General features: G+C 72.9%; 21 protein-coding genes. 7 read left to right on the top strand and 14 right to left on the bottom strand.

Going from position 1 to position 19742, the window contains the following annotated elements:
• Window positions 1-10 precede the first annotated feature (10 nt).
• The 7 genes from FJ657_RS11720 to FJ657_RS17090 are packed head-to-tail and all read right to left on the bottom strand — an operon-like array spanning window position 11 to window position 8064.
• Window positions 11-736 (bottom strand): response regulator, encoded by a 726-nt coding sequence (locus FJ657_RS11720; RefSeq protein WP_141163788.1) that lies wholly within the window; start codon window positions 734-736, stop codon window positions 11-13.
• Complete coding sequence (locus FJ657_RS11715; protein WP_141163787.1) at window positions 733-3294, bottom strand: ATP-binding protein; 2562 nt, start codon at window positions 3292-3294, stop codon at window positions 733-735. The genes FJ657_RS11720 and FJ657_RS11715 overlap by 4 nt, the downstream gene beginning before the upstream one ends.
• Before the next feature lie 19 nt (window positions 3295-3313).
• Window positions 3314-3931 carry a potassium-transporting ATPase subunit KdpC gene (gene kdpC, locus FJ657_RS11710; RefSeq protein WP_141163786.1) on the bottom strand — a complete coding sequence of 206 codons (618 nt, stop codon included), beginning with the start codon at window positions 3929-3931 and terminating at the stop codon, window positions 3314-3316.
• 38 nt (window positions 3932-3969) lie between these two features.
• The gene (kdpB, locus tag FJ657_RS11705) at window positions 3970-6099 is read right to left on the bottom strand and encodes a potassium-transporting ATPase subunit KdpB (RefSeq protein WP_141163785.1); all 2130 of its coding nucleotides are present in this window, start codon (window positions 6097-6099) and stop codon (window positions 3970-3972) included.
• Window positions 6100-6101: 2 nt separating this feature from the next.
• Window positions 6102-7766 (bottom strand): potassium-transporting ATPase subunit KdpA, encoded by a 1665-nt coding sequence (kdpA, locus tag FJ657_RS11700; RefSeq protein ID WP_439653946.1) that lies wholly within the window; start codon window positions 7764-7766, stop codon window positions 6102-6104.
• 35 nt (window positions 7767-7801) lie between these two features.
• Complete coding sequence (kdpF, locus tag FJ657_RS11695) at window positions 7802-7891, bottom strand: K(+)-transporting ATPase subunit F (protein WP_141163783.1); 90 nt, start codon at window positions 7889-7891, stop codon at window positions 7802-7804.
• A complete protein-coding gene (locus FJ657_RS17090; RefSeq protein ID WP_181408970.1) occupies window positions 7888-8064 on the bottom strand; it encodes a hypothetical protein in 177 nt (58 codons plus the stop codon). Before FJ657_RS17090 ends, kdpF begins: the two co-directional genes overlap by 4 nt.
• A gap of 82 nt (window positions 8065-8146) precedes the next feature.
• On the opposite strand from FJ657_RS17090, the gene FJ657_RS11690 reads away from it, so the two are divergent.
• Window positions 8147-8947, top strand: a complete 801-nt coding sequence (locus FJ657_RS11690) for an isocitrate lyase/PEP mutase family protein (RefSeq protein WP_141163782.1) — start codon at window positions 8147-8149, stop codon at window positions 8945-8947.
• 36 nt (window positions 8948-8983) lie between these two features.
• On the opposite strand, the gene FJ657_RS11685 is transcribed toward FJ657_RS11690, so the two are convergent.
• Complete coding sequence (locus FJ657_RS11685; RefSeq protein ID WP_219995922.1) at window positions 8984-9673, bottom strand: AAA family ATPase; 690 nt, start codon at window positions 9671-9673, stop codon at window positions 8984-8986.
• 14 nt (window positions 9674-9687) lie between these two features.
• Window positions 9688-10146 (bottom strand): DUF5684 domain-containing protein, encoded by a 459-nt coding sequence (locus FJ657_RS17235; protein ID WP_219995900.1) that lies wholly within the window; start codon window positions 10144-10146, stop codon window positions 9688-9690.
• 88 nt (window positions 10147-10234) lie between these two features.
• Here FJ657_RS17235 and FJ657_RS11680 point away from each other — a divergent pair, with 88 nt between their 5' ends.
• From FJ657_RS11680 to FJ657_RS11665, 4 genes are all read left to right on the top strand, one after another.
• On the top strand, window positions 10235-10813 hold the full coding sequence (locus FJ657_RS11680; RefSeq protein ID WP_141163780.1) for an HhH-GPD-type base excision DNA repair protein: 579 nt from the start codon (window positions 10235-10237) through the stop codon (window positions 10811-10813).
• Between the two features lie 119 nt (window positions 10814-10932).
• Window positions 10933-11454, top strand: a complete 522-nt coding sequence (locus tag FJ657_RS11675) for a mismatch-specific DNA-glycosylase (protein WP_141163779.1) — start codon at window positions 10933-10935, stop codon at window positions 11452-11454.
• Window positions 11455-11458: 4 nt separating this feature from the next.
• On the top strand, window positions 11459-12100 hold the full coding sequence (locus FJ657_RS11670) for an FMN-dependent NADH-azoreductase (protein WP_141163778.1): 642 nt from the start codon (window positions 11459-11461) through the stop codon (window positions 12098-12100).
• 134 nt (window positions 12101-12234) lie between these two features.
• Window positions 12235-13959 (top strand): aldehyde dehydrogenase family protein, encoded by a 1725-nt coding sequence (locus tag FJ657_RS11665; RefSeq protein WP_141163777.1) that lies wholly within the window; start codon window positions 12235-12237, stop codon window positions 13957-13959.
• A gap of 40 nt (window positions 13960-13999) precedes the next feature.
• On the opposite strand, the gene FJ657_RS11660 is transcribed toward FJ657_RS11665, so the two are convergent.
• Entirely contained in the window at window positions 14000-15814 is a 1815-nt protein-coding gene (locus FJ657_RS11660; protein WP_141163776.1) for a glycoside hydrolase family 15 protein, read from the bottom strand.
• Window positions 15815-15930: 116 nt separating this feature from the next.
• On the opposite strand from FJ657_RS11660, the gene FJ657_RS11655 reads away from it, so the two are divergent.
• Entirely contained in the window at window positions 15931-16419 is a 489-nt protein-coding gene (locus FJ657_RS11655; RefSeq protein WP_141163775.1) for a glutathione peroxidase, read from the top strand.
• Between the two features lie 42 nt (window positions 16420-16461).
• Here FJ657_RS11655 and FJ657_RS11650 read toward each other — a convergent pair whose 3' ends face one another.
• From FJ657_RS11650 to FJ657_RS11640, 4 genes are all read right to left on the bottom strand, one after another.
• A complete protein-coding gene (locus FJ657_RS11650; protein WP_255447282.1) occupies window positions 16462-17241 on the bottom strand; it encodes an NAD(P)H-hydrate epimerase in 780 nt (259 codons plus the stop codon).
• On the bottom strand, window positions 17238-17609 hold the full coding sequence (locus FJ657_RS17230) for an RNA-binding S4 domain-containing protein (protein WP_219995899.1): 372 nt from the start codon (window positions 17607-17609) through the stop codon (window positions 17238-17240). The genes FJ657_RS11650 and FJ657_RS17230 overlap by 4 nt, the downstream gene beginning before the upstream one ends.
• A complete protein-coding gene (locus tag FJ657_RS17225; protein ID WP_219995898.1) occupies window positions 17606-17971 on the bottom strand; it encodes a protealysin inhibitor emfourin in 366 nt (121 codons plus the stop codon). Before FJ657_RS17225 ends, FJ657_RS17230 begins: the two co-directional genes overlap by 4 nt.
• An 82-nt stretch (window positions 17972-18053) precedes the next feature.
• Window positions 18054-19142, bottom strand: a complete 1089-nt coding sequence (locus FJ657_RS11640; RefSeq protein ID WP_141163773.1) for a M4 family metallopeptidase — start codon at window positions 19140-19142, stop codon at window positions 18054-18056.
• 120 nt (window positions 19143-19262) lie between these two features.
• Here FJ657_RS11640 and FJ657_RS11635 point away from each other — a divergent pair, with 120 nt between their 5' ends.
• Complete coding sequence (locus tag FJ657_RS11635; RefSeq protein WP_141163772.1) at window positions 19263-19742, top strand: NUDIX domain-containing protein; 480 nt, start codon at window positions 19263-19265, stop codon at window positions 19740-19742.

Below are 19742 nucleotides of genomic sequence, written 5' to 3'. Positions count from 1 at the left end.
CGAATCGGTCTCAATTCGTCTTCTCTTCATCCAGAACGAGGCGATAGCCCATCCCGGACTCGGTCAGGAGGTGCCGCGGAGTGGACGGATCGGTCTCCAGCTTCTTGCGCAGCTGGGCCACATAGAGCCGCAGGTAGCCGGTGTCGGCGACGTGCTGCGAGCCCCAGATCTCGGTCAGCAGGGTCTGCCGGGTGACGAGCCGGCCGGGGTTGCGGATGAGCAGCTCGAGCATCTGCCATTCGGTCGGCGTGAGGCGCACCGGGGCTCCGGGGGAGGCCGATCCTGCTCCGTCGCCCGCCCCACCGCCGCGCGTCACGGCGTGCGCCGCGAGGTCGACCGTCACGTCGCCGAAGCGCACGACCGGCGCCGAGTCCGCCGCGGCGAAACGCCGGGTCAGCGCGCGGATGCGCGCCATGAGCTCCTCGATCGAGAACGGCTTGGTGACGTAATCGTCGGCGCCGGCGTCGAGCGCATCCACCTTGTCGGCCGCGCCTGTGCGCCCGGAGACGACGAGGATCGGCGCGGTCGACCAGCCGCGCAGCGCCGCGATCACGTCGAGTCCGTCGAGCTGGGGCATGCCGAGGTCGAGCATCACGAGATCGGGGTGGTGCTCGATGGCGGCGGCGATCGCGGCCTTGCCGTCGCCCGCGGTGACGACGTCGTAGCCCTGCGCGCCGAGGGTGATGCGCAGCGCCCGCAGGATCTGCGGATCGTCGTCGGCGATGAGGATCTTCACGCGGCCTCGCCGTCGGTCGAGATCGGCAGGGCGACCACCATCGTCAAGCCGCCCCCGGGCGTGTCCTCGGGGGTGAGGGTGCCGCGCATCCCCTCCACGAAGCCGCGCGACAGCGCGAGGCCGAGGCCGAGGCCGACGGAGTTGTCGGTGTCGCCGAGACGCTGGAATGGCACGAAGACATCATCGCGCCGCTCGGGCGGGATGCCGGGACCCCGGTCGATCACCCGCACCTCGACCCGGTCGCCGAAACTGCTCGTCGTGATCGTGATCGGTGTTCCCGCCGGGCTGTGCCGTACCGCGTTGGCCACCAGGTTGACGATCACGCGCTGCAGCAGCACCGGATCGGCCGCCGCCGCGGGGAGGTCGGGAGCCAGGTCGAGCGCGATCCTGTCGCCCAGGATCGCGGGTGCCGTCGCGTCGCCGGGGGGCTCTCCCGCGCGACCGGTGCCGAGCTCGCCCGACAGCTCGTCGAGCGCGGGCAGGATGACGTCGGCCGGGTCGACCGGCTGCGTCGCCACCGCGAGCACCCCGGCCTGCAGTCGACTGACGTCGAGCAGGTCGGTCACGAGCTGCGCGAGGACGCCGAGGCTCTCGTCGGCGGTCGCCAGCAGCTCGCGCCGGTCGTCGGCGCTGAGCGCGTCGCCCGCGGTGCGGAGTCCGCCGATCGCCGCGGTCGCGGCCGCGAGCGGGCGCCGCAGGTCGTGACTGAGCGCCGAGAGCAGGGCACTGCGCACCTTGTTGTTCGCGGCGAGCGGGGCGACCTCGCTCGCGACCTCGGCGAGGTCCCGGTGCTCGAGCGCGGCGTCGAGCTGCGCGGCGATCGCCGCCAGCAGCCGCTGCTCGTCGGCGGCGAGATCGGCCCCCTCGAGCTCGAGCGTCGCGCGCGCGCCGACCGCGACCCGGGTGAGCGGCGCGCCGGCCGCCGCCGCGCCCGCATCCGCTCGCCCCTCCTCGGCGAGAACCGACTCCCCGTCGACGAGCCGCACCCGGCTCAGCCCGAAGGCCTCGCGCGTGCGGCCGACGAGCGCGACCACCGCATCCGCGCCGCGCAGCACGCTGCCCGAGACGGTCGCGAGCAGCTCCGCTTCGCTCGCGGCGCGCAGCGCGGCGCGGGTCTGCCGGGCTGCGCGGTCGACGATGACGCTCACCAGGATCGCGATCACGACGTAGAGCAGGATCGCCAGGAAGTGCAGCGGCTTGTCGATCGTGACCGTGTAGAAGGGCTGCACGAAGAAGAAGTCGAGCGTGACGCCCGACAGCACGGCGGCGAAGAGCGCCGGCCAGACCCCGCCGACCAGTGCGACGATCACGACGAGCAGCTGGAAGGCGAGCACATCGCTCGTGATCGAGTCGTCGGAGCGCAGGGCCACGAGCATCCAGGTCAGCAGCGGTCCGCCGACGAGCGCGAGCGCGAATCCGACCACGCGCCGTCGCAGGCTGAGCGCTCCGCCGAGCCGCGGCAGCCGGGCACGGCCGCCGGCGGAGGCGTGGTTGACGATGTGCACGTCGATGTCGCCCGATTCGCGGATGACGGTCGCTCCGATGCCGGGACCGGTCAGTGACGCCTGCAGCCGCGAGCGCCGGCTGACGCCGATCACGAGCTGGGTCGCGTTGCGCCCCTTCGCGAAGTCGACGAGCGCGCGCGGGACGTCATCGCCGACGACCTGGTGGTAGCTGCCGCCGAGCTTCTCGACCAGCGCGCGCTGCCGAGCGAGGTCTTCGGGGTCGCCCTGGCGCAGGCCGTCCTGCGTGGTCACGTGCACCGCGAGCAGCTCGCCGCCCGAGGAGCGCGCGGCGATCCGCGCGCCGCGGCGCAGCAGCGTCTCGCCCTCGGGCCCGCCGGTCAGCGTCACGACGACGCGTTCGCGGGCCTCCCAGGTGGAGTCGATGCCGTGCGCCTCGCGGTACGACTTCAGCGCCGTGTCGACCTCGTCGGCGAGCCAGAGCAGCGCCAGCTCGCGCAGGGCCGTCAGATTGCCGAGCCGGAAGTAGTTGGCGAGCGCCGCATCCACCCGCTCGGCCGGGTAGATGCGCCCGCCGGCGAGCCGGTCGCGCAGGGCCTGCGGGTCGAGGTCGATCACCTCGACCTGATCCGCCGACCGCAGCACCCGATCGGGGATCGTCTCGCGCTGCGGCACCCCGGTGATCTGCTGCACGACGTCGCCGAGCGATTCGATGTGCTGGATGTTGACGGTCGAGATCACGTCGATGCCGGCGGCGAGCATCGCCTCGACGTCCTGCCAGCGCTTCTCGTGCGCCGAGCCGGGCGCGTTCGTGTGCGCGAGCTCGTCGACCAGGGCGATCGCGGGGCGCCGCGCGAGCACGGCGTCGAGATCCATCTCGTCGAGGTCGACGCCGCGGTGCTCCACTCGGCGGCGCGGCAAGGTCTCGAGACCCTCGGCGAGCGCGGCGGTCGCGGCCCGGCCGTGCGTCTCGACGATCGCGACGACGACATCGCGGCCCTCGCCGGCGAGCCGCCGGCCCTCCTCGAGCATGGTGTAGGTCTTGCCGACGCCGGGCGCCGCGCCGAGCAGCACCCGCAGCCGACCCCTGCCCACGCTCAGTCCTCTCGCCGCATCAGCGCGTCAGCTTCGCGAGCGCGCTGTTGAGTTCTAGCACGTCGACCGTCGACTGCCCGAGGAAGCCGAGATCGGGGCCCTGGATGTGCTTCTCGACGAGCGCGCGCACGGTCGCCGCGGGCAGATCGCGGGCGGCGGCGACGCGCTCGACTTGCAGGAGGGCGTAGGCCGGGCTGATGTCGGGGTCGAGCCCGGAGCCGGAGGCGGTGACCGCATCCACCGGCACCTCGGCCGGGTCGACTCGGTTGAATGCGGCGATCTGGGCGCGACGCTCGCGCACGGCCTTCTCGAGGTCGCCGCTGTTCGGGCCGAGGTTCGACCCCGAGGACGCTCCCGCGTCGTAGCCGGTCTCGCCGGCGGCGGACGGCCGCGACTGGAACCACTGCGCGAGCGGCTCGCCCTTCGCGGTCGTGAACGACTGCCCGATCAGGGTCGAGCCGGTGAGGCTCCCGTCGGCGGCCCGCACGAGCGAGCCGTTCGCCTGAGCCGGCATCAGCAGCTGCCCGACGCCGGTCACGACGGCCGTGTAGGCGACGCCGAGCAGCAGGGTGAAGACCACCATGGCGCGCACGGCGACGCCGAGCGTGCGGGCGGTGGTTCGGGTGGAGGTGTTCATGACTCTCTTCTTCTCCTGTCGTCTCGTGAGCCGCGGGCTCAGAATCCCGGGATCAGGCGCACGAGCTGGTCGATCAGCCAGATGCCGATGAACGGCGCGATCACGCCGCCGAGGCCGTAGATCAGCAGGTTGCGGCCGAGGATCTGCGACGCCGATCCGGCCCGGTAGCGCACGCCGCGCAGCGCCAGCGGGATCAGCGCCACGATCACGAGCGCGTTGAACACGATCGCCGACAGCACCGCCGAGGCGGGGGAGTGCAGGCCCATGACATTGAGCGCCGCCAGCTGCGGGAACACGCCCATGAACATCGCCGGGATGATCGCGAAGTACTTCGCGATGTCGTTCGCGATCGAGAACGTCGTCAGCGCGCCGCGGGTGATCAGCAGCTGCTTGCCGATGCGCACGACGTCGATGAGCTTCGTCGGATCGCTGTCGAGGTCGACCATGTTGCCGGCCTCCTTCGCGGCCGAGGTGCCCGTGTTCATGGCCACGCCGACATCCGCCTGGGCCAGGGCCGGGGCGTCGTTCGTGCCGTCGCCGGTCATCGCGACCATCGCGCCGCCGGCCTGCTCGCGACGGATGAGCGCGAGCTTCTCCTCGGGCGTCGCCTCGGCGAGGAAGTCGTCGACGCCCGCCTCGTCGGCGATCGCCTTCGCGGTCAGCGGGTTGTCGCCCGTGATCATGACGGTGCGGATGCCCATGCTGCGCAGCTCGGCGAAGCGCTCGCGCAGGCCGTCTTTCACGACGTCCTTGAGGTGCACGACGCCGAGGGGGCGGATGCGGCTGCCGGGCTCGTCGACGGCCACGACCAGGGGCGTCCCGCCCGACTGCGAGATGTCGTGCACGATCCGGTCGAGCTCGGCCTCGGTCTCCCGGCTCAGCGGCCGGCCCTCGGCGCCGATCCAGGCCACGACCGCGCTCGCGGCGCCCTTGCGGATGCGCGAGCCGTCGGGCAGGTCGAGTCCGCTCATCCGGGTCTGCGCCGTGAACGGGACCGCCTCGCCGCCGAGCTGCTCCGAGCTGCCCGGGTCGATCCCGGCCGCACGGGCGAGCTCGACGATCGAGCTGCCCTCGGGCGTCGGGTCGGCGAGCGAGGAGCGGGCCGCGGCGAGCAGCAGCTGCTGCTCGGTCACGCCGTCGAGCGGCACGACGGCGGTCGCGCGCCGGTTGCCGTAGGTGATCGTGCCGGTCTTGTCGAGCAGCAGCGTCGTCACGTCACCCGCGGCCTCGACGGCGCGGCCCGACATCGCGAGCACGTTGCGCTGCACGAGACGGTCCATGCCGGCGATGCCGATCGCCGACAGCAGCGCGCCGATCGTCGTCGGGATCAGGCACACCAGCAGGGCGATCAGCACGGCGACGCTCGCGGGCGCCGCCGCGTACGAGGCCATCGGGTTGAGCACGAGCACGACCAGCACGAACACGATCGAGAGCGAGGCGAGCAGGATGTCGAGCGCGATCTCGTTCGGCGTCTTCTGCCGGCTGGCGCCTTCGACGAGCGCGATCATCCGGTCGACGAAGGTCTCGCCGGGCTTCGAGGTCACGCGCACGACGATGCGGTCGCTGAGCACGCGGGTGCCGCCGGTGACGGCGCTGCGGTCGCCGCCGGACTCGCGGATCACGGGAGCCGACTCGCCGGTGATCGCCGACTCGTCGACGCTCGCGATGCCCCACACGATGTCGCCGTCGCCCGGGACGAGCTCCCCGGCCATCACGACGACGTGGTCGCCGAGGGTGAGGTCCGCCGACGACACCTCCTCGAGCGGGGCGCCCTCGGCGGACTGCTGCGTCGCATCCCAGCTCGCCAGGCGATGGGCGACCGTGCTGGTGCGGGTCTGGCGCAGCGAGTCGGCCTGCGCCTTGCCGCGGCCTTCGGCCACCGACTCGGCGAGGTTTGCGAACAGCACGGTCAGCCAGAGCCAGACCGCGATCGCGACCGTGAAGCCGCCGGGCACGACCGTGCCGCCGGACTCACCGGGTCCGCCCACGAAGGGCTCGGCGATCGCGATCACGGTGGTGAGCGCGGCGCCGACCCAGACGACGAACATGACGGGGCTGCGCCACATGCGGCGCGGGTCGAGCTTGCGCAGGGCGCCGGGGACGGCGGCCGCGAGCTGCGCGGGCGTGATGCCGGCGCGGCGGGGTGTCGAGGTCATCGTGGTGGACATGGTCAGCTCAGCCCTTCCGCCAGGGGACCCAGCGCGAGAACGGGGAAGTAGGTCAGCGCCGTGACGATCACGATCACGCCGATGAGGAGGCCGACGAACTGCGGCCGGTGGGTGGGCAGGGTCCCCGCGGTGACGGGCACCCGGTCCTGCGCGGCGAGCGAGCCGGCGAGCGCCAGGACGAGCACGATCGGCACGAAGCGGCCGAGCAGCATCGCCACGCCGAGGGCGGTGGTGAACCACGGGGTGTTCGCGGTGAGTCCCGCGAACGCCGAGCCGTTGTTGTTCGCCGCGGAGGTGAAGGCGTAGAGCACCTCGCTGAAGCCGTGGATGCCGGGGTTCCAGATCGAGGTCGACACCACATCCGCCCGGATCGCGGGGATCGCGAAGCTCAGCGCCGTGCCGAGGAGCACGAGCGCCGGCGTCACGAGGATGTACAGGCTCGCGAGCTTGATCTCGCGGGCGCCGATCTTCTTGCCGAGGTACTCGGGGGTGCGTCCGACCAGCAGGCCGGCGATGAAGACGGCGATGATCGCGATCACGAGGATGCCGTAGAGGCCCGAGCCGACGCCGCCGGGCGCGAGCTCGCCGATCATCATGTTGAGCAGCGCCATGAGCCCGCCGAAGGGCGTGAAGGAGTCGTGCATCGCGTTGACGGCGCCGGTCGAGGTCGCCGTGCTCGTGGTCGAGAACAGCGTCGACCCGACGATGCCGAAGCGCTGCTCCTTGCCTTCCATCGCGCCGCCGGCCGCCTGCGTGGCTGACCCGCCGCCGGCGAGCTCGGCCCAGGTCATCAGCCCGAAGGACGCGACGAAGATCACGCCCATCGCGGCCAGAACGGCGTAGCCCTGCCGCAGGTCGCCGACCATCCGGCCGAAGACGCGCGGCAGCGCGACCGGGATCGCGAGCATGAGCAGGATCTCGAGCAGGTTCGTCCACCCTGTGGGGTTCTCGAAGGGATGCGCCGAGTTGGCGTTGAAGAAGCCGCCGCCGTTCGTGCCGAGCATCTTGATGACCTCCTGCGATGCCACCGGCCCGCCGGGGATGCTCTGCGTGCCGCCCACGAGCGTCGTGGCGGTCTGGAAGCCGCTGAAGTTCTGGATCACCCCGCCGGCGATGAGCACGATGGCGCCGACGACCGAGATCGGCAGCAGCACGCGCAGGCAGCCGCGCAGCAGGTCGACCCAGAAGTTGCCGATCGTGCCCGTGCGGCGGTGCGCGAAGCCGCGCACCAGGGCGATCGCGACGGCGATGCCGACGGCGGCGGAGACGAAGTTCTGCACGGCGAGGCCGGCGAGCTGCACGGTGTAGCCGAGCGTGACCTCGGGGGAGTACGACTGCCAGTTCGTGTTCGTGACGAACGAGACCGCGGTGTTGAACGACAGCGGCTCCGACGGGGCCGGGAGTCCGAGCGAATACGGCAGCCAGGGCTGGATGCGCTGCAGCAGGTAGACGAGCAGCACGCCCACGAGCGAGAACGCGAGCACGCCGCGGAGGTACGCGGGCCAGCTCTGCTCGGCGCGGGGATCCACCCCCATCAGGCGGTAGAGGCCGCGTTCGACGCGCCAGTCGCTCTCGCTCGTGTACACGCGGGTGAGGTAGTCGCCGAGGAGGCGGTGGGTCAGCCCCAGCACCACCACGAGCACGAGCAGGGCGAGCCCGGCGCTCAGCCAGGCCGGGAGGTCGGAATGCACGAGCGCGTCCATCAGAAGCGCTCGGGTTTCAGCAGGGCCACCACGAGGTAGCCGAGGGCGGCGACGCCGAGCACTGCGGCGAGGACGGTGAGAACGATCACAGCTTCTCGACCGCCTTGCCGAGCAGCGCGATCAGCGCGAAGACGGCGATGACGCCGATCACGAAGACGAGGTCCAGCACGGGTGTCTCTCTGGTCTCGAGGGGTGGCGGCGCGGCCGCGATCCTGCGGGGCGCCGGGCGTCGCATCCGGTGACGCCGCTGTCGAGAGAACACCCGCCGGAGCCTGTCTGAACGGGCCCTGACGGAATCCATACGGCCGAGCGCGCGATCCTCACGCTTCGCTAGCGTCGGTCCCATGAGTGATGACGCCACCGACTCCGCCAGCCCCGATGTGAACAGCAAGGCCGCCACGCTGCGCGGCCTCTACGAGAGCGACACGATCCTTCGCGTCGTGAACGTGTGGGATGCGGTGTCGACGAAGGTCGTCGCTGACGTGCCCGGCACGACCGCGATCGCCACCGCCGGCCACTCGATCGCCGCGAGCCTCGGCTACGACGACGGCGGGATGCCGCTCGACGTGGCGTTGAAGGCGATCGAGCCGATCGTCGCCGCCACCTCCCTGCCGGTCACTGCCGACCTCGACGACGGCTACAGCGACCCGGGCGAGACCACCCGCCGCGCGATCGGCATCGGCGTCGTCGGCGCGAACGTGGAAGACCGTCTCAAGGCCTTCGACGAGTCGGTCGCCCGCGTGCGCGCGATCATCGCCGCCGCGCAGGCTGAGGGCGTCGACTTCCAGCTCAACGCCCGCACGGATGCGATCGCCCGCGGCGGCGACCGCGCCAAGGCGGACAGCATCGCCGACGCGATCGCCCGCGGCAAGGCCTTCCTCGACGAGGGCGCCACGGCCGTGTTCGTGCCCGGCGCGGTCACCCGCGACGACGTCGAGCAGCTCGTCGCCGGCCTCGGTCGCGGCAAGCTCAGCGTCATCGGGCTGCCCGGCGCGCTGCCGGCCGCCGAGTACGAGGAGCTGGGCGTCGCCCGCATCTCCTACGGTCCGCTCGTGCAGCGCGTGGCGCTCCGCGCCGTGCGCGACCTGGCTGCCGACCTCTACGGCTCGGGCGTCATCCCCACCGACACCCCAGCGCTCAACTAGCGCGGTCCGCCCTCACGCCCACCTGCGGCACCGCGCTCAGTCGAGGTGCCGCGGGTAGCGCTCGGGAGCGTCGAGGAAGCCGCGCCAGGTGCGCACCAGGTCGAGGTCGTCGTAGTCGCTCGGCCGCAGCCCCCAGTCGCCCACCTCGAGGATGTCGGCGCCCGGGAACGCGGCCAGCACGGGCGAGTGCGTCGAGAGCACCACCTGGGATCCGCCGGCGACGAGGTCGCGCAGCTGGCCGAGCAGCGCGAGGCAGCTCGACAGCGACAGCGCCGACTCCGGCTCGTCGAGCAGCCAGAGCCCCTGGATGCGCGAGCGCTCGGTCACCAGCTCGAGGAACGACTCGCCGTGGCTGCGGCGATGCAGCCCGCTGTCGAAGCCGACGTCCTCCAGGTAGCTGAAGAAGCCGTGCATCGTCTCGGCCCGCAGGAAGAAGCCCCTGCGCGACGAGCCCGCGCCGCGCACGAGCTGCAGGTGCTCGCCGAGCTCCGATTCCGTGCGGCGCGTCGCGCTCTGCGCTCCCGTCGATCCGCCCTCGGCGTTCAGCCCGAAGGCGGTCGCGATCGCTTCGATCAACGTCGACTTGCCGGCCCCGTTCTCACCGACGACGACCGTCACCGGTCCGAGGTCGAGCCCCTCGTCGAGCACCTGGCGAACGGCCGGCAGCGTCGCCGGCCAGGTCGCGCGATCGAGCGGGGCGAGAGGATGCGCCTCCACCCGCCGGATCGGGAGCGCGCGCGTCAGCGCGGCACCGCCCCGTAGCCGGCGCGCGGCATCGGCTGCCCGGCCCAGGCGAGGCGGTTCAGGTCGTAGAACTCCTGGGGCCGCGCGAGCAGGAACATCCACACGAAGGGCAGGAAGATGCCGAGCACCAGGAAGCCGGTGTCCTTGCCGAAGGAGATGCCGACGCGGTACATGCCGATGATCTGGAACACGAGCACGACATAGGAGCCCAGCGGCACGAGCGAGAGCAGAGCGAGCGCGCCGCTGTGCCCGCCGACCTCGAGGAACTTCCACTGGTTGTAGATCGGGATCCACGCGATCCATCCCTCGACCCCGACCTTGTGGAAGAAGCGCATCATCGCGATCGCGGTGACCACCCACGCCGCCACGCCGATCAGCAGGGCGAAGCCGTAGATGACGGCGAACATCAGACCGAAGTACTGCCAGAACTCGTCGGAGTAGGGGGAGGACGTCACGCGCTCACCCTACGAGATCCGCTCAGGATCGCCGTCGCGACCGGGGACCGCCCTCTGACCTGCGCCGACCGAGTCCTAGGCTGACCGCATGAGCCCGACGCTGACCATCACCGGAGACGCCGCCGCTGACGAGCTGCTCTCGTCTGACCCGCTCGCGCTGCTGATCGGGATGCTGCTCGACCAGCAGATCGCCATGGAGACCGCCTTCACCGGGCCCGCGAAGATCCGCGACCGCGTCGGGGGCCTCGACGCCGCGCAGCTCGCGCACTACGACCCCGAGGAGCTCGTCGCCGTCTTCAAGCAGACGCCCTCGGTTCACCGCTTCCCCGGCTCGATGGCCGGGCGCGTGCAGGCGCTCGCCGCGGCCCTCGAGCAGGACTGGGACGGCGACGCGGCCGCGCTCTGGACGCGCGGCGAGCCGGACGGCGCCGAGATCCTGAAGCGACTGAAGGCCCTGCCGGGCTTCGGCGAGCAGAAGGCGAAGATCTTCCTCGCGCTGCTCGGCAAGCAGTACGGCGTGGATGCGGCGGGCTGGCGCGAGGCCTCGGCGCCCTACGGCGAGGAGGGCTCGACGCGGTCGGTCGCCGACATCCACGACAGGGAGTCGCTGCTGAAGGTGCGCGAGTTCAAGAAGGCCGCGAAGGCGGCGGCGAAGGCGAAGGGCTGACTCCGATACCTGCGGACGCGCCGCGTGGCCCCGGCGCCCCGCGGCCGGTTCCGCGGTTCTCGCGCGCCGAGCTCGACGCGCTGCGCGGCACCACGGTCGAGCCGCTGCTCGGCCCGGGGATGAGGCTGCTGTTCGTCGGCATCAACCCCGGCCTGTGGACCGCGGCGACGCGCACTCACTTCGCGCATCCCGGCAACCGCTTCTATCCGGCGCTCGTCGCCGCCGGCATCCTGCCCTGGCTGCCGCAGTTCGCCGCCGGGCTCGACGACGCCGAGCGCGCCATGATCGTCGACGCCGGCGTCGGCATCGCCAACCTCGTCGACCGCGCCACGGCACGCGCGGACGAGCTCGACCGCGTCGAACTGCGTGCCGGGGCCGAACGGCTGACCGACCTCGTCGCCGAGCGCCGGCCAGCGGTCGTCGCGGTCGCCGGCGTGACCGCCTATCGGCAGGGCTTCGGGCGGGCGAAGGCCGCAACCGGCGAGCAGTCCGAGGGGATCGCCGGAGCGCGACTCTGGGTCGTGCCGAACCCGAGCGGACTCAACGCGCACGACACCGTCGCCTCACTCGCCCGCGCCTACGCCGAGCCGGCGCGTGCGGCCGGCATCCCTGGAGCGGTCGGCGACGCGCCGCTAGCGTGAGGTCATGCCGCAGCTGCTCCGACTCGATTCCTCCGCCGACCTGACCGGATCCGTGTCGCGCGCTCTCAGCGACGCCTTCGTCGCCGCCTGGACCTCGCGCGGCGACGACCACACGGTCGTCGTGCGCGACCTGCACCGCGATCCGCTGCCGCACTTCGGCGACCCGGACCTGCACTGGGCGCCCGAGCTGCGTCCCGCCGACGCCGCACCGGACCCCGCCGCCGTCGCGCTGCAGGAGGAGCTCATCGCCGAGCTCATCGCCGCCGACGTGCTGCTCGTCGGCGCGCCCATGTACAACTACTCGCTGCCGTCGACGCTCAAGGTCTGGATCGACAACATCCACGTGCCCGGCACGACGACGACCTTCGGCGAGGAGCCGACGCAGCCGGTCGCCGGGCGCCCGGCCGTGATCGTGTCGAGCCGCGGCGCCGTCTACGACGCCGGCACGCCGACCGCCGACTGGGACCACACGGTGCCGCCGCTGCGGCTCGTGCTCGGCGACGCCCTCGGCATGCAGGTGGACGTCGTGACCTGCGCGCTGACGCTGGCCGACACGGTGCCGACCCTCGAGCCGCTGCGCGAGCGCGCGCACGCCGAGCGCGCCGCCGCCGAGGAGCAGCTGCGGGAGCTGGCGCTCACGCTCTGAGCGGCTCGAGCGCCGCGGGAGTGCCGGGCGCGCTGGCCGTTCCGGGCGCTTTGAGCTGTGCGGCCGCCGCGTCGTCGTCGACCCCCGACGAGGGGACTGGGATGATCGACCCAGGCGATCGAAGGAGAGCGCACATGGCCGAGCAGCAGTCCGCCGAGTCCGTCGCGGCCGAGGTCATCGACGCCGCGATCGCCGATCTCGAGCGCGGTGAACGCGCCTGGGCCGAGCGCTCGCTGTCGTCGCGTGCGGCGCTGCTGCGCGAGGTCCGCGCCGCGGTCGCCGCCGCCGCCGAGGAGTGGGCGCTCACCGCCGCGCGCATGAAGCGCATCCCCGGCGGCTCGCAGCTCGAGGGCGAGGAGTGGCTCTCCGGGCCCTATGGCCTGCTCACGGCGTCGGCGCTGCTCGCCGATTCGCTCGACCGCCTCGCCGTCGGCGGCAGCCCGCTCGACGGCGAGACCCTCGGCATGGCGGTCGGCGGCCGTGTCACGGTGCGGGCGCTGCCGCGCACCCGCGACGAGGAGCTGCTGCTGGGCGGATTCCGGGCCGACGTGTGGCTGCAGCCCGGCATCGGCGAGGGCCAGGCGCGGGCGCGCGCCGGGCTCGGGCAGCGGCATCCGACCGACACCGGCGGCATCGGACTCGTGCTCGGCGCGGGCAACATCACCGCGATCCCGGCGCTCGACGTGCTGAGTGAGCTCGTGGCCGGCAACCGCGTCGTCCTGCTCAAGCCGAACCCGGTCATGGCCGCGATGACGCCCGTCTTCGAGAAGGCGCTCGCGCCGCTGATCCGAGCCGACGTGCTGCGCATCGTCGAGGGCGGTGCGGATGTCGGCGCCCGGCTCACCGCGCATCCTCGCGTCGCGCACGTGCACATCACCGGCAGCGCCGCGAGCCACGACGCGATCGTCTTCGGCTCGGGCGAGGAGGGGCGCACGCGCAAGGCCGCGAACGACCCGAAGCTGCGCATCCCGATCTCGAGCGAGCTCGGCGGCGTCTCGCCGATCATCGTCGTGCCCGGGCGCTGGAGCGCCGCCGACCTGCGCTACCAGGCCGAGCACGTCGCCACCATGCGGCTGCACAACGCGGGTGCCAACTGCATCGCGGGGCAGCTCGTGATCGTCTCGGGCGACTGGCCGCAGCGCGAGCGCTTCCTCGCCGAGCTGCGGCGGGCGATCGACCGGGCTCCGGCGCGCCCCGACTGGTATCCGGGTGCCGCGGATCGCGCCCAGGCGGCTGTCGGCGCGCATTCGACCGCGCTGCGCTGCGGACCCGACGGCACGCGCGTGCTGCTCGAGCTCGGCGCGGCCGGTGTCGGGGCGCCCGTCGAGACGACCGAGTACTTCGCCCCGGTTCTCGGCGTGATCGACCTGCCGGGCGACGCGGCCGCCTTCCTCGATGCGGCCGTCGACCACGTCACGCGGAGCGTCGCCGGCACCCTCGGCATCAACCTGCTGATCGACCCGGCGACCGAACGGACGCTGGGACGCGGCTTCGACGAGGCCGTCGCGCGACTGCGTTACGGAACCGTCGCGATCAACGCCTGGACCGGCGTCGCCTTCCAGACCGCGGCCGCTCCGTGGGGCGCCTACCCCGGCAACCACCTCGCCGACGTCGGCAGCGGGATCGGCCAGGTGCACAACGCGCTGCTCATCGACGGCGCCGAGAAGACCGTGCTGCGCGGGCCCTTCCGGCCCTTCCCACGCTCCGTCGCGGGTGGCGAGAACTCGTTGTTCCCGACCCCGCCGTGGTTCGTCAGCGCGCGCAGCGCCGCCGTCACCGGGCGGCGGCTCGTGGAGTACTGGATCGCGCCCTCGGCCCGGCGGATGGCGGCCGTGTTCGCGGCGGCGTTCCGGGCCTGACGCGGCGGCAGCGCACCGCCAGAGGCGCCCGCCTGCGACGTCAGCGCGCCGCGCGCGCGGCCGCCACGGCGCCGGCCGCCCGCACCAGGCTCAGGTGCGAGAACGCCTGCGGCGTGTTGCCGCGGTGCGCTCCGGTCGTCGCGTCGACCTCCTCCGACAGCATCCCGACATCGTTCGCGAGCCCGACGAGCCGATCGAGCAGCCCCTCGGCCTCGTCGAGTCGGCCCTGCCCGGCGTAGACCTGCACGAGCCAGAACGAGCACGCCAGGAACGGGCTCTCCCCGCCCGCGAGACCGTCGACACCCGAGGTCGTGCGGTAGCGCAGCACCAGGCCGTCGGACATGAGCTGCTTCTCGATCAGCTCGACGGTCGCGCGCATCCGCGGGTCGTCGGCCGCGACGAAGCCGACCTGCGGCAGCACGAGCAGCGCCGCATCCATCTCGCTCGTGTCGTAGTGCTGGCGGAAGGCGCCCGTTGCCGGGTCGACGCCCTTCGCCTCGATCTCGGTGCGCAGCGCGTCTCGGTGACGCTCCCAGCGCTCGACCGGACCGTCGAGCCCGCTCTCGTGCACCGCCCGCACGGCCGCGTCGAAAGCGGCCCACAGCAGCACGCGCGAATGCACGAAGAACCGAGGCTCGCCGCGGATCTCCCAGACACCGTTGTCGGGCTCGTCGAGGTGCTGCTCGACCCAGCCGAGCAGCGACTGCTGCAGCGACCAGGAGAAGCGATCCTCCTTCACCCCGGCACGCCGCGTCTGCTCGAGCGCGAGCATCACCTCGCCCACGACATCCGCTTGGAACTGCTCGCTCGCCGCGTTGCCGACGCGCACCGGCGCCGCGCCGTCGTACCCCGGCAGGGTCGGCACCTCCCACTCGGGCAGTCGCCGCTCGCCGGCCAGGCCGTACATGATCTGCAGGTCGCCCGGGTCTCCGGCGACCGCGCGCAGCAGCCAGTCGCGCCAGTGGTGCGCCTCGTCGCGGAAGCCGCGGGCCACGAGCGCCTGCAGCGTCAGCGCCGCATCGCGCAGCCACACGAAGCGGTAGTCCCAGTTGCGCGCGCCGCCGGGCTGCTCGGGCAGGCTCGTGGTCGCCGCCGCGACGATGCCGCCCGTGTCCCGATGCGTGAGCGCGCGCAGCAGCAGCAGCGAGCGGCGCACCGCGTCGTCGTGCACCCCGCCCGTCTCGGCGTCGGCGATCCAGTCGCGCCACTCGGCGAGCGTGCCCGCGAGCGCCGCCTCCACGTCGAGCGGCGGCGGGGGAGTGCGATGAGCGGGATGCCAGGTCAGCACCGTGTCGACCGTCTCACCGGCGCGCACGTCGAACTCGGCTGCGTGGCGGTGATCCTCGGGAGCGAAGCGCGGGCCGCGGATCACGAGGGCGTCGGGGCCGGCCGTCGCGCTCAGGGCCGGTTCGCCCTCGCTGCCGAGCTGGCGCATCCACGGCAGCGCGGCCGCGTAGTCGAAGCGGATGCGCAGCTCCTGCCGCACCCGAACCGTGCCGCGGATGCCCCGCACCCGGCGCACCACGTCGATGCGGGTGTGATGTTCTCCTGTGCTGCTGCCGCTCGGCGTGCTCGGCATGACGTCGAGCACCTCGATCTCGCCGTCGTCGGTCACCCAGCGCGTCGTGAGCACCATCGTGTCGTCGACGTAGGCGCGGGCGTCGGCGCGGCGGCCGTCCGCGTCGGCCGGCGCGAGAATCCACCGGCCGTGGTCGTCATCGCCGAGCAGGGCGCCGAACACCGACGCCGAGTCGAATCGCGGCAGGCAGAGCCAGTCGATACCGCCGTCGGAGCCCACCAGCGCGGCCGTGCGACCGTCGCCGATGAGCGCGTACTCCTCGATGGGCAGGGGCATTCCGTCATCCTGGCGCGAGCACCGGGAGTCGTGCGGGATGCGCGCGCGTGCGCTCAGCAGACGTGCGGCGGGCGCACGCCCAGCGCACCGGACCCGCGCGGGGTTAGTCTGCGGCCATGAGCGAGCTGCGCGACATCCCCCTCCAGACGATCGACGGCGAGACGGCCACCCTCGCCGACTACGCCGGCAAGACCGTGCTGGTCGTCAACGTCGCCTCGCGCTGCGGCCTCACCCCGCAGTACGAGAAGCTCGAAGAGCTGCAGAGGAAGTACGAAGACCGCGGCTTCACCGTGCTCGGCTTCCCCTGCAACCAGTTCCTCGGGCAGGAGCCCGGATCGACCGAGGAGATCAAGGAGTTCTGCTCCACGACCTACGGCGTGACCTTCCCGCTGTTCGACAAGGTCAAGGTCAACGGCCGCTCGGCGCACCCGCTCTACGCCGAGCTCAAGAAGACCGAAGACGGCGCGGGCAAGGCCGGCAAGGTCAAGTGGAACTTCGAGAAGTTCGTCATCACGCCCGATGACACCGTGCACCGCTTCCGTCCGACGACGCAGCCGGACGCCCCCGAGGTCATCGCCGTGATCGAGGAGTCGCTCGGCGACTGAGCTTCGGGCCGGCGGTCGGCTCGCGCGCGGTCGCCGCGCGCGTCAAGGCAGTCGGACGAGCGGAACGCCCTGCAGATGCGGGCCGAGTCCCAGGTCCACCAGGCGCACCACGCCCGCCAGCGCGGCGGCGGGAGGGCGCAGCAGCCCCGCCTTCATCGCGCCGAAGGTGACCGTCACGGTCGCGGGCAGCAGCACGCCGTCGTCGGGGGCCGCGCCGTCGTCGACGCCGATCCCGCTCGGAACGTCCACCGCGATGACCCGCAGCCGCTGCCGGTCCCGCTCGACGACGCGGGGCAGCAGCGCGGCCGCGACGTCGTGGGCGGCGCCGCGCAGGCCCGGCGCCCCGGCACCGATGCCGACCATCGCATCCACGATCAGCGTCGCCGGGCCGAGCGTCGCGACGAAACGGGCGGGATGCGCGGCCGCGGAGCGATCGAGCTCGGCGCCCGCCTCGACGGCGGCCGTGAGCCCGGCGTCGTGCAGCCGCGACCCGGTCGGCACGATCGTGACCGGCACGCCGTCGCGGCAGAGCTCGGCGGCCGCGAACAGGCCGTCGCCGCCGTTGTTCCCCGAGCCGGCCAGCAGCACGACCCGTCCGCCCGGCTCCGACAGCTCGTCGCGCACGACCGCGGCGAGAGCCGAGGCCGCCTGATGCATGAGCGGCACGCCGGCGTCCAGCAGCGGGCGCTCCGCCGCGCGGATCTGCTCGGCCGACCAGCCGTCGTGGATGCTCGGCGCGGCTCCGCCGTCCGCCGAGCCGCTGGACGCGCCGGTCGCGTCGGTCGCGCCGCTCGCGCCGGTCGCGCCGCCGGAGGGCGTCACTCGCGACGCCCCTGCAGCCGGTCGAGCTCGCGTCGATCGCGCTTCGTCGGGCGGCCAGCACCGCGCTCGCGGATGCCGATCACCACGCGCTCCTCCTTCGGCGGCGGGGGCGGGGTCTGGTCCGTGTAGCACTCGGCCGCCTGGGGCGCTCCGACGCGCTTCACGATGAGCTTCTCGACCGTGACGAGCTTCTCGCCGCCCGGCGTGAGCACCCGGACGTGATCGCCGACGACCACGGTCTGCGCCGGCTTCGCCCGCTCGCCGTTCACTCGCACGTGACCCGCCTTGCAGGCGGTGCTCGCCGCGGAGCGCGTCTTCACGAGTCGCACCGCGCAGATCCACGCGTCGACGCGCACGCCCGCGCTCATGCGCCGCCTCGAGGTTCCACTGGGCGGCGCCGGATCGGTCGCTCCTCGCGGGGGAGAGCGCGACCTCGCGCCGCGACCGGCTCTCCGTCGCGCCGCACGCGATCGACGAGCTCGCGCCACGGACCCGTGAGCTCGGGCTCGGGCACCTCGGCTCGGCGCGCCTGCTCGGGGCCGTCGGCGGCGATCGTCCAGGTCATCCGGTCGGCGCCGCGGGGCCCGGCCGGAGCCTCGGTCGCATACTCCGCGGTCGACCACGGACAGGCGTCGAGCAGCAGGATCCAGTCGGCCCGACCGTCGCCGTCGACGTCGATCCGCCATTCCCGTCGGATGCCGGCCACGCCGCCGGTGCGCGAGACACTCACCGAGAGCGCGTCGTCGCCCGAGCGTCCATCCGCCAGCGCGTCCGCCGAGGCGCCGGAGTCCGTGCTCGACTCCGCGCCGGACTCACCGTCCCGCGGACTTCCGGCCTGCGTCATCGGTCATCACTCCCACTCCCGCCCAGCCGGCGCGCACCGCGTCGACCTCGGGCGACGACTCACCGTACCTCGCGGCCGCCGCGCTCACCGTGGCCGCGGCGAAGCGGGCGAAGTCCGCGTCCGTCGGAACCCGATCCCGGGCGCCTTTCGCCGCGAGCGTGTCGAACCAGATCTGGCCCGCGCGCTCCCAGGCGTGACCGCCGAGCTTCTCGGCCACGAGGTAGAAGGCCCGATTCGGGATGCCCGAGTTGATGTGCACCCCGCCGTTGTCCTCCTGCGTCTCGACGTAATCGTCCATGTGCGCCGGCTGCGGGTCCTTTCCGAGCACGTCGTCGTCGTAGGCCGTGCCCGGCGACTTCATCGACCGCAGCGCCGCGCCCTCGACCTCAGGCGTGAACAGCCCCTCGCCGATCAGCCAGCTCGCCTCGGCGACGCTCTGCCCCTTGCCGTGCTGCTCGACGAGCACGCCGAAGACGTCGGAGATCGACTCGTTGAGCGCGCCGGCCTGACCCTGGTACTCGAGACCCAGGGTCGCCTCCGTCACCCCGTGCGTCAGCTCGTGTCCGATCACCGAGACCGAGGCGGTGAAGCGCCCGAAGACCTCGCCGTCGCCGTCGCCGAACACCATCCGCTCGCCGTTCCAGAACGCGTTGTCGTAGTTCTCGCCGTAGTGGACGCTCGCGTCGAGCGGCAGGCCGGCGCCGTCGATCGAGTTCCGGCGGTACACCTGCGAGAAGAGGTCGAAGGTCGCGCCGAGTCCGTCGTAGGCCTCGTCGACGGCGACGTCGCCGCTCGGCTCGTCGCCCTCCTTGCGCACGACCGTTCCCGGCAACAGCTCCGAGCCCTGCGCATCCGCGATCGTGCGGTCCGGCTGATCGGTCAGCTCGGCGACGAGGTCGTCGCCGTCGACGCTGAAGGTGATGGCCGCGCGGCGGCGACCCGTCGTGTCGGTGAGCGCGAGGGTGCGCCGGGCGGCGCGCGGGGCGACGGCGAGACGCGCGCTCTCGGCTTCGGCGATACGGCTGAGCAGGAACGGGGGGACGATTCCGGTGACCATGCCCTCACGGTAGGTGCACCCTCCGACGTCGTCACGGGCGCCCGGCGTGTCGGTCCGCCCGCGCGACGCACGTCGTCACACGACCCGGCGGCGGTCTCGCCCGACCCCTAGGCTGACGCCATGACGCGCGCGACCCACGACTCCTCCGCGCGGCGACCGCGCGGCCCCGAGGACGTCTGGGTCGAAGGCCCGCAGGGCCGCTTCTGGGGCTCCTTCGGCGCCGCCGGACTGCTCGTGCGCAGCGCGGATGCCGTGCTGCTGCAGCTGCGGGCCGAGTGGAGCCACTTCGGCGGCACCTGGGGCATCCCCGGCGGCGCCCGCAAGGCCGGCGAGACCGCCGAACAGGCGGCGCTGCGCGAGGCCGACGAGGAGGCGGGAGTCCCGCCCGAGCAGGTCGTCGTGACCGGCGAGCTCGCCTTCGACCTCGGCTACTGGTCGTACACGACCGTGATCGGCGAGGTCGCGGAGCGCTTCGAGCCGATCCTGGGCGACGCCGAGAGCACGCGCCTCGAGTGGGTCGCCATCGCCGAGGTCGAGGGGCTGCCGCTGCACCCCGCTTTCGCGGCGAGCTGGCCCGAGCTGCGGTCGCGCCTGAGCTGA

The sequence above is a fragment of the Schumannella soli genome, from assembly GCF_006517435.1.
GTDB classification, from domain to species: Bacteria; Actinomycetota; Actinomycetes; order Actinomycetales; family Microbacteriaceae; genus Schumannella; species Schumannella soli.
The sequence above is the reverse complement of the archived record's forward strand: the minus strand, read 5'-3'. Positions and strand labels throughout refer to the sequence as shown.

Bases quoted from the DNA above. Each gene is read 5' to 3' on its own strand.
- FJ657_RS11670 (WP_141163778.1), top strand. From the start codon at position 11,459: ATGCCGCAGCTGCTCCGACTCGATTCCTCCGCCGACCTGACCGGATCC.
- FJ657_RS11660 (WP_141163776.1), bottom strand. From the start codon at position 15,814: ATGCCCCTGCCCATCGAGGAGTACGCGCTCATCGGCGACGGTCGCACG.
- FJ657_RS17230 (WP_219995899.1), bottom strand. From the start codon at position 17,609: ATGAGCGCGGGCGTGCGCGTCGACGCGTGGATCTGCGCGGTGCGACTC.
- FJ657_RS11680 (WP_141163780.1), top strand. From the start codon at position 10,235: ATGAGCCCGACGCTGACCATCACCGGAGACGCCGCCGCTGACGAGCTG.
- FJ657_RS11640 (WP_141163773.1), bottom strand. From the start codon at position 19,142: ATGGTCACCGGAATCGTCCCCCCGTTCCTGCTCAGCCGTATCGCCGAA.
- FJ657_RS11635 (WP_141163772.1), top strand. From the start codon at position 19,263: ATGACGCGCGCGACCCACGACTCCTCCGCGCGGCGACCGCGCGGCCCC.
- FJ657_RS11675 (WP_141163779.1), top strand. From the start codon at position 10,933: ATGAGGCTGCTGTTCGTCGGCATCAACCCCGGCCTGTGGACCGCGGCG.
- FJ657_RS11665 (WP_141163777.1), top strand. From the start codon at position 12,235: ATGGCCGAGCAGCAGTCCGCCGAGTCCGTCGCGGCCGAGGTCATCGAC.
- kdpB (WP_141163785.1), bottom strand. From the start codon at position 6,099: ATGTCCACCACGATGACCTCGACACCCCGCCGCGCCGGCATCACGCCC.
- FJ657_RS11655 (WP_141163775.1), top strand. From the start codon at position 15,931: ATGAGCGAGCTGCGCGACATCCCCCTCCAGACGATCGACGGCGAGACG.
- FJ657_RS11690 (WP_141163782.1), top strand. From the start codon at position 8,147: ATGAGTGATGACGCCACCGACTCCGCCAGCCCCGATGTGAACAGCAAG.
- kdpC (WP_141163786.1), bottom strand. From the start codon at position 3,931: ATGAACACCTCCACCCGAACCACCGCCCGCACGCTCGGCGTCGCCGTG.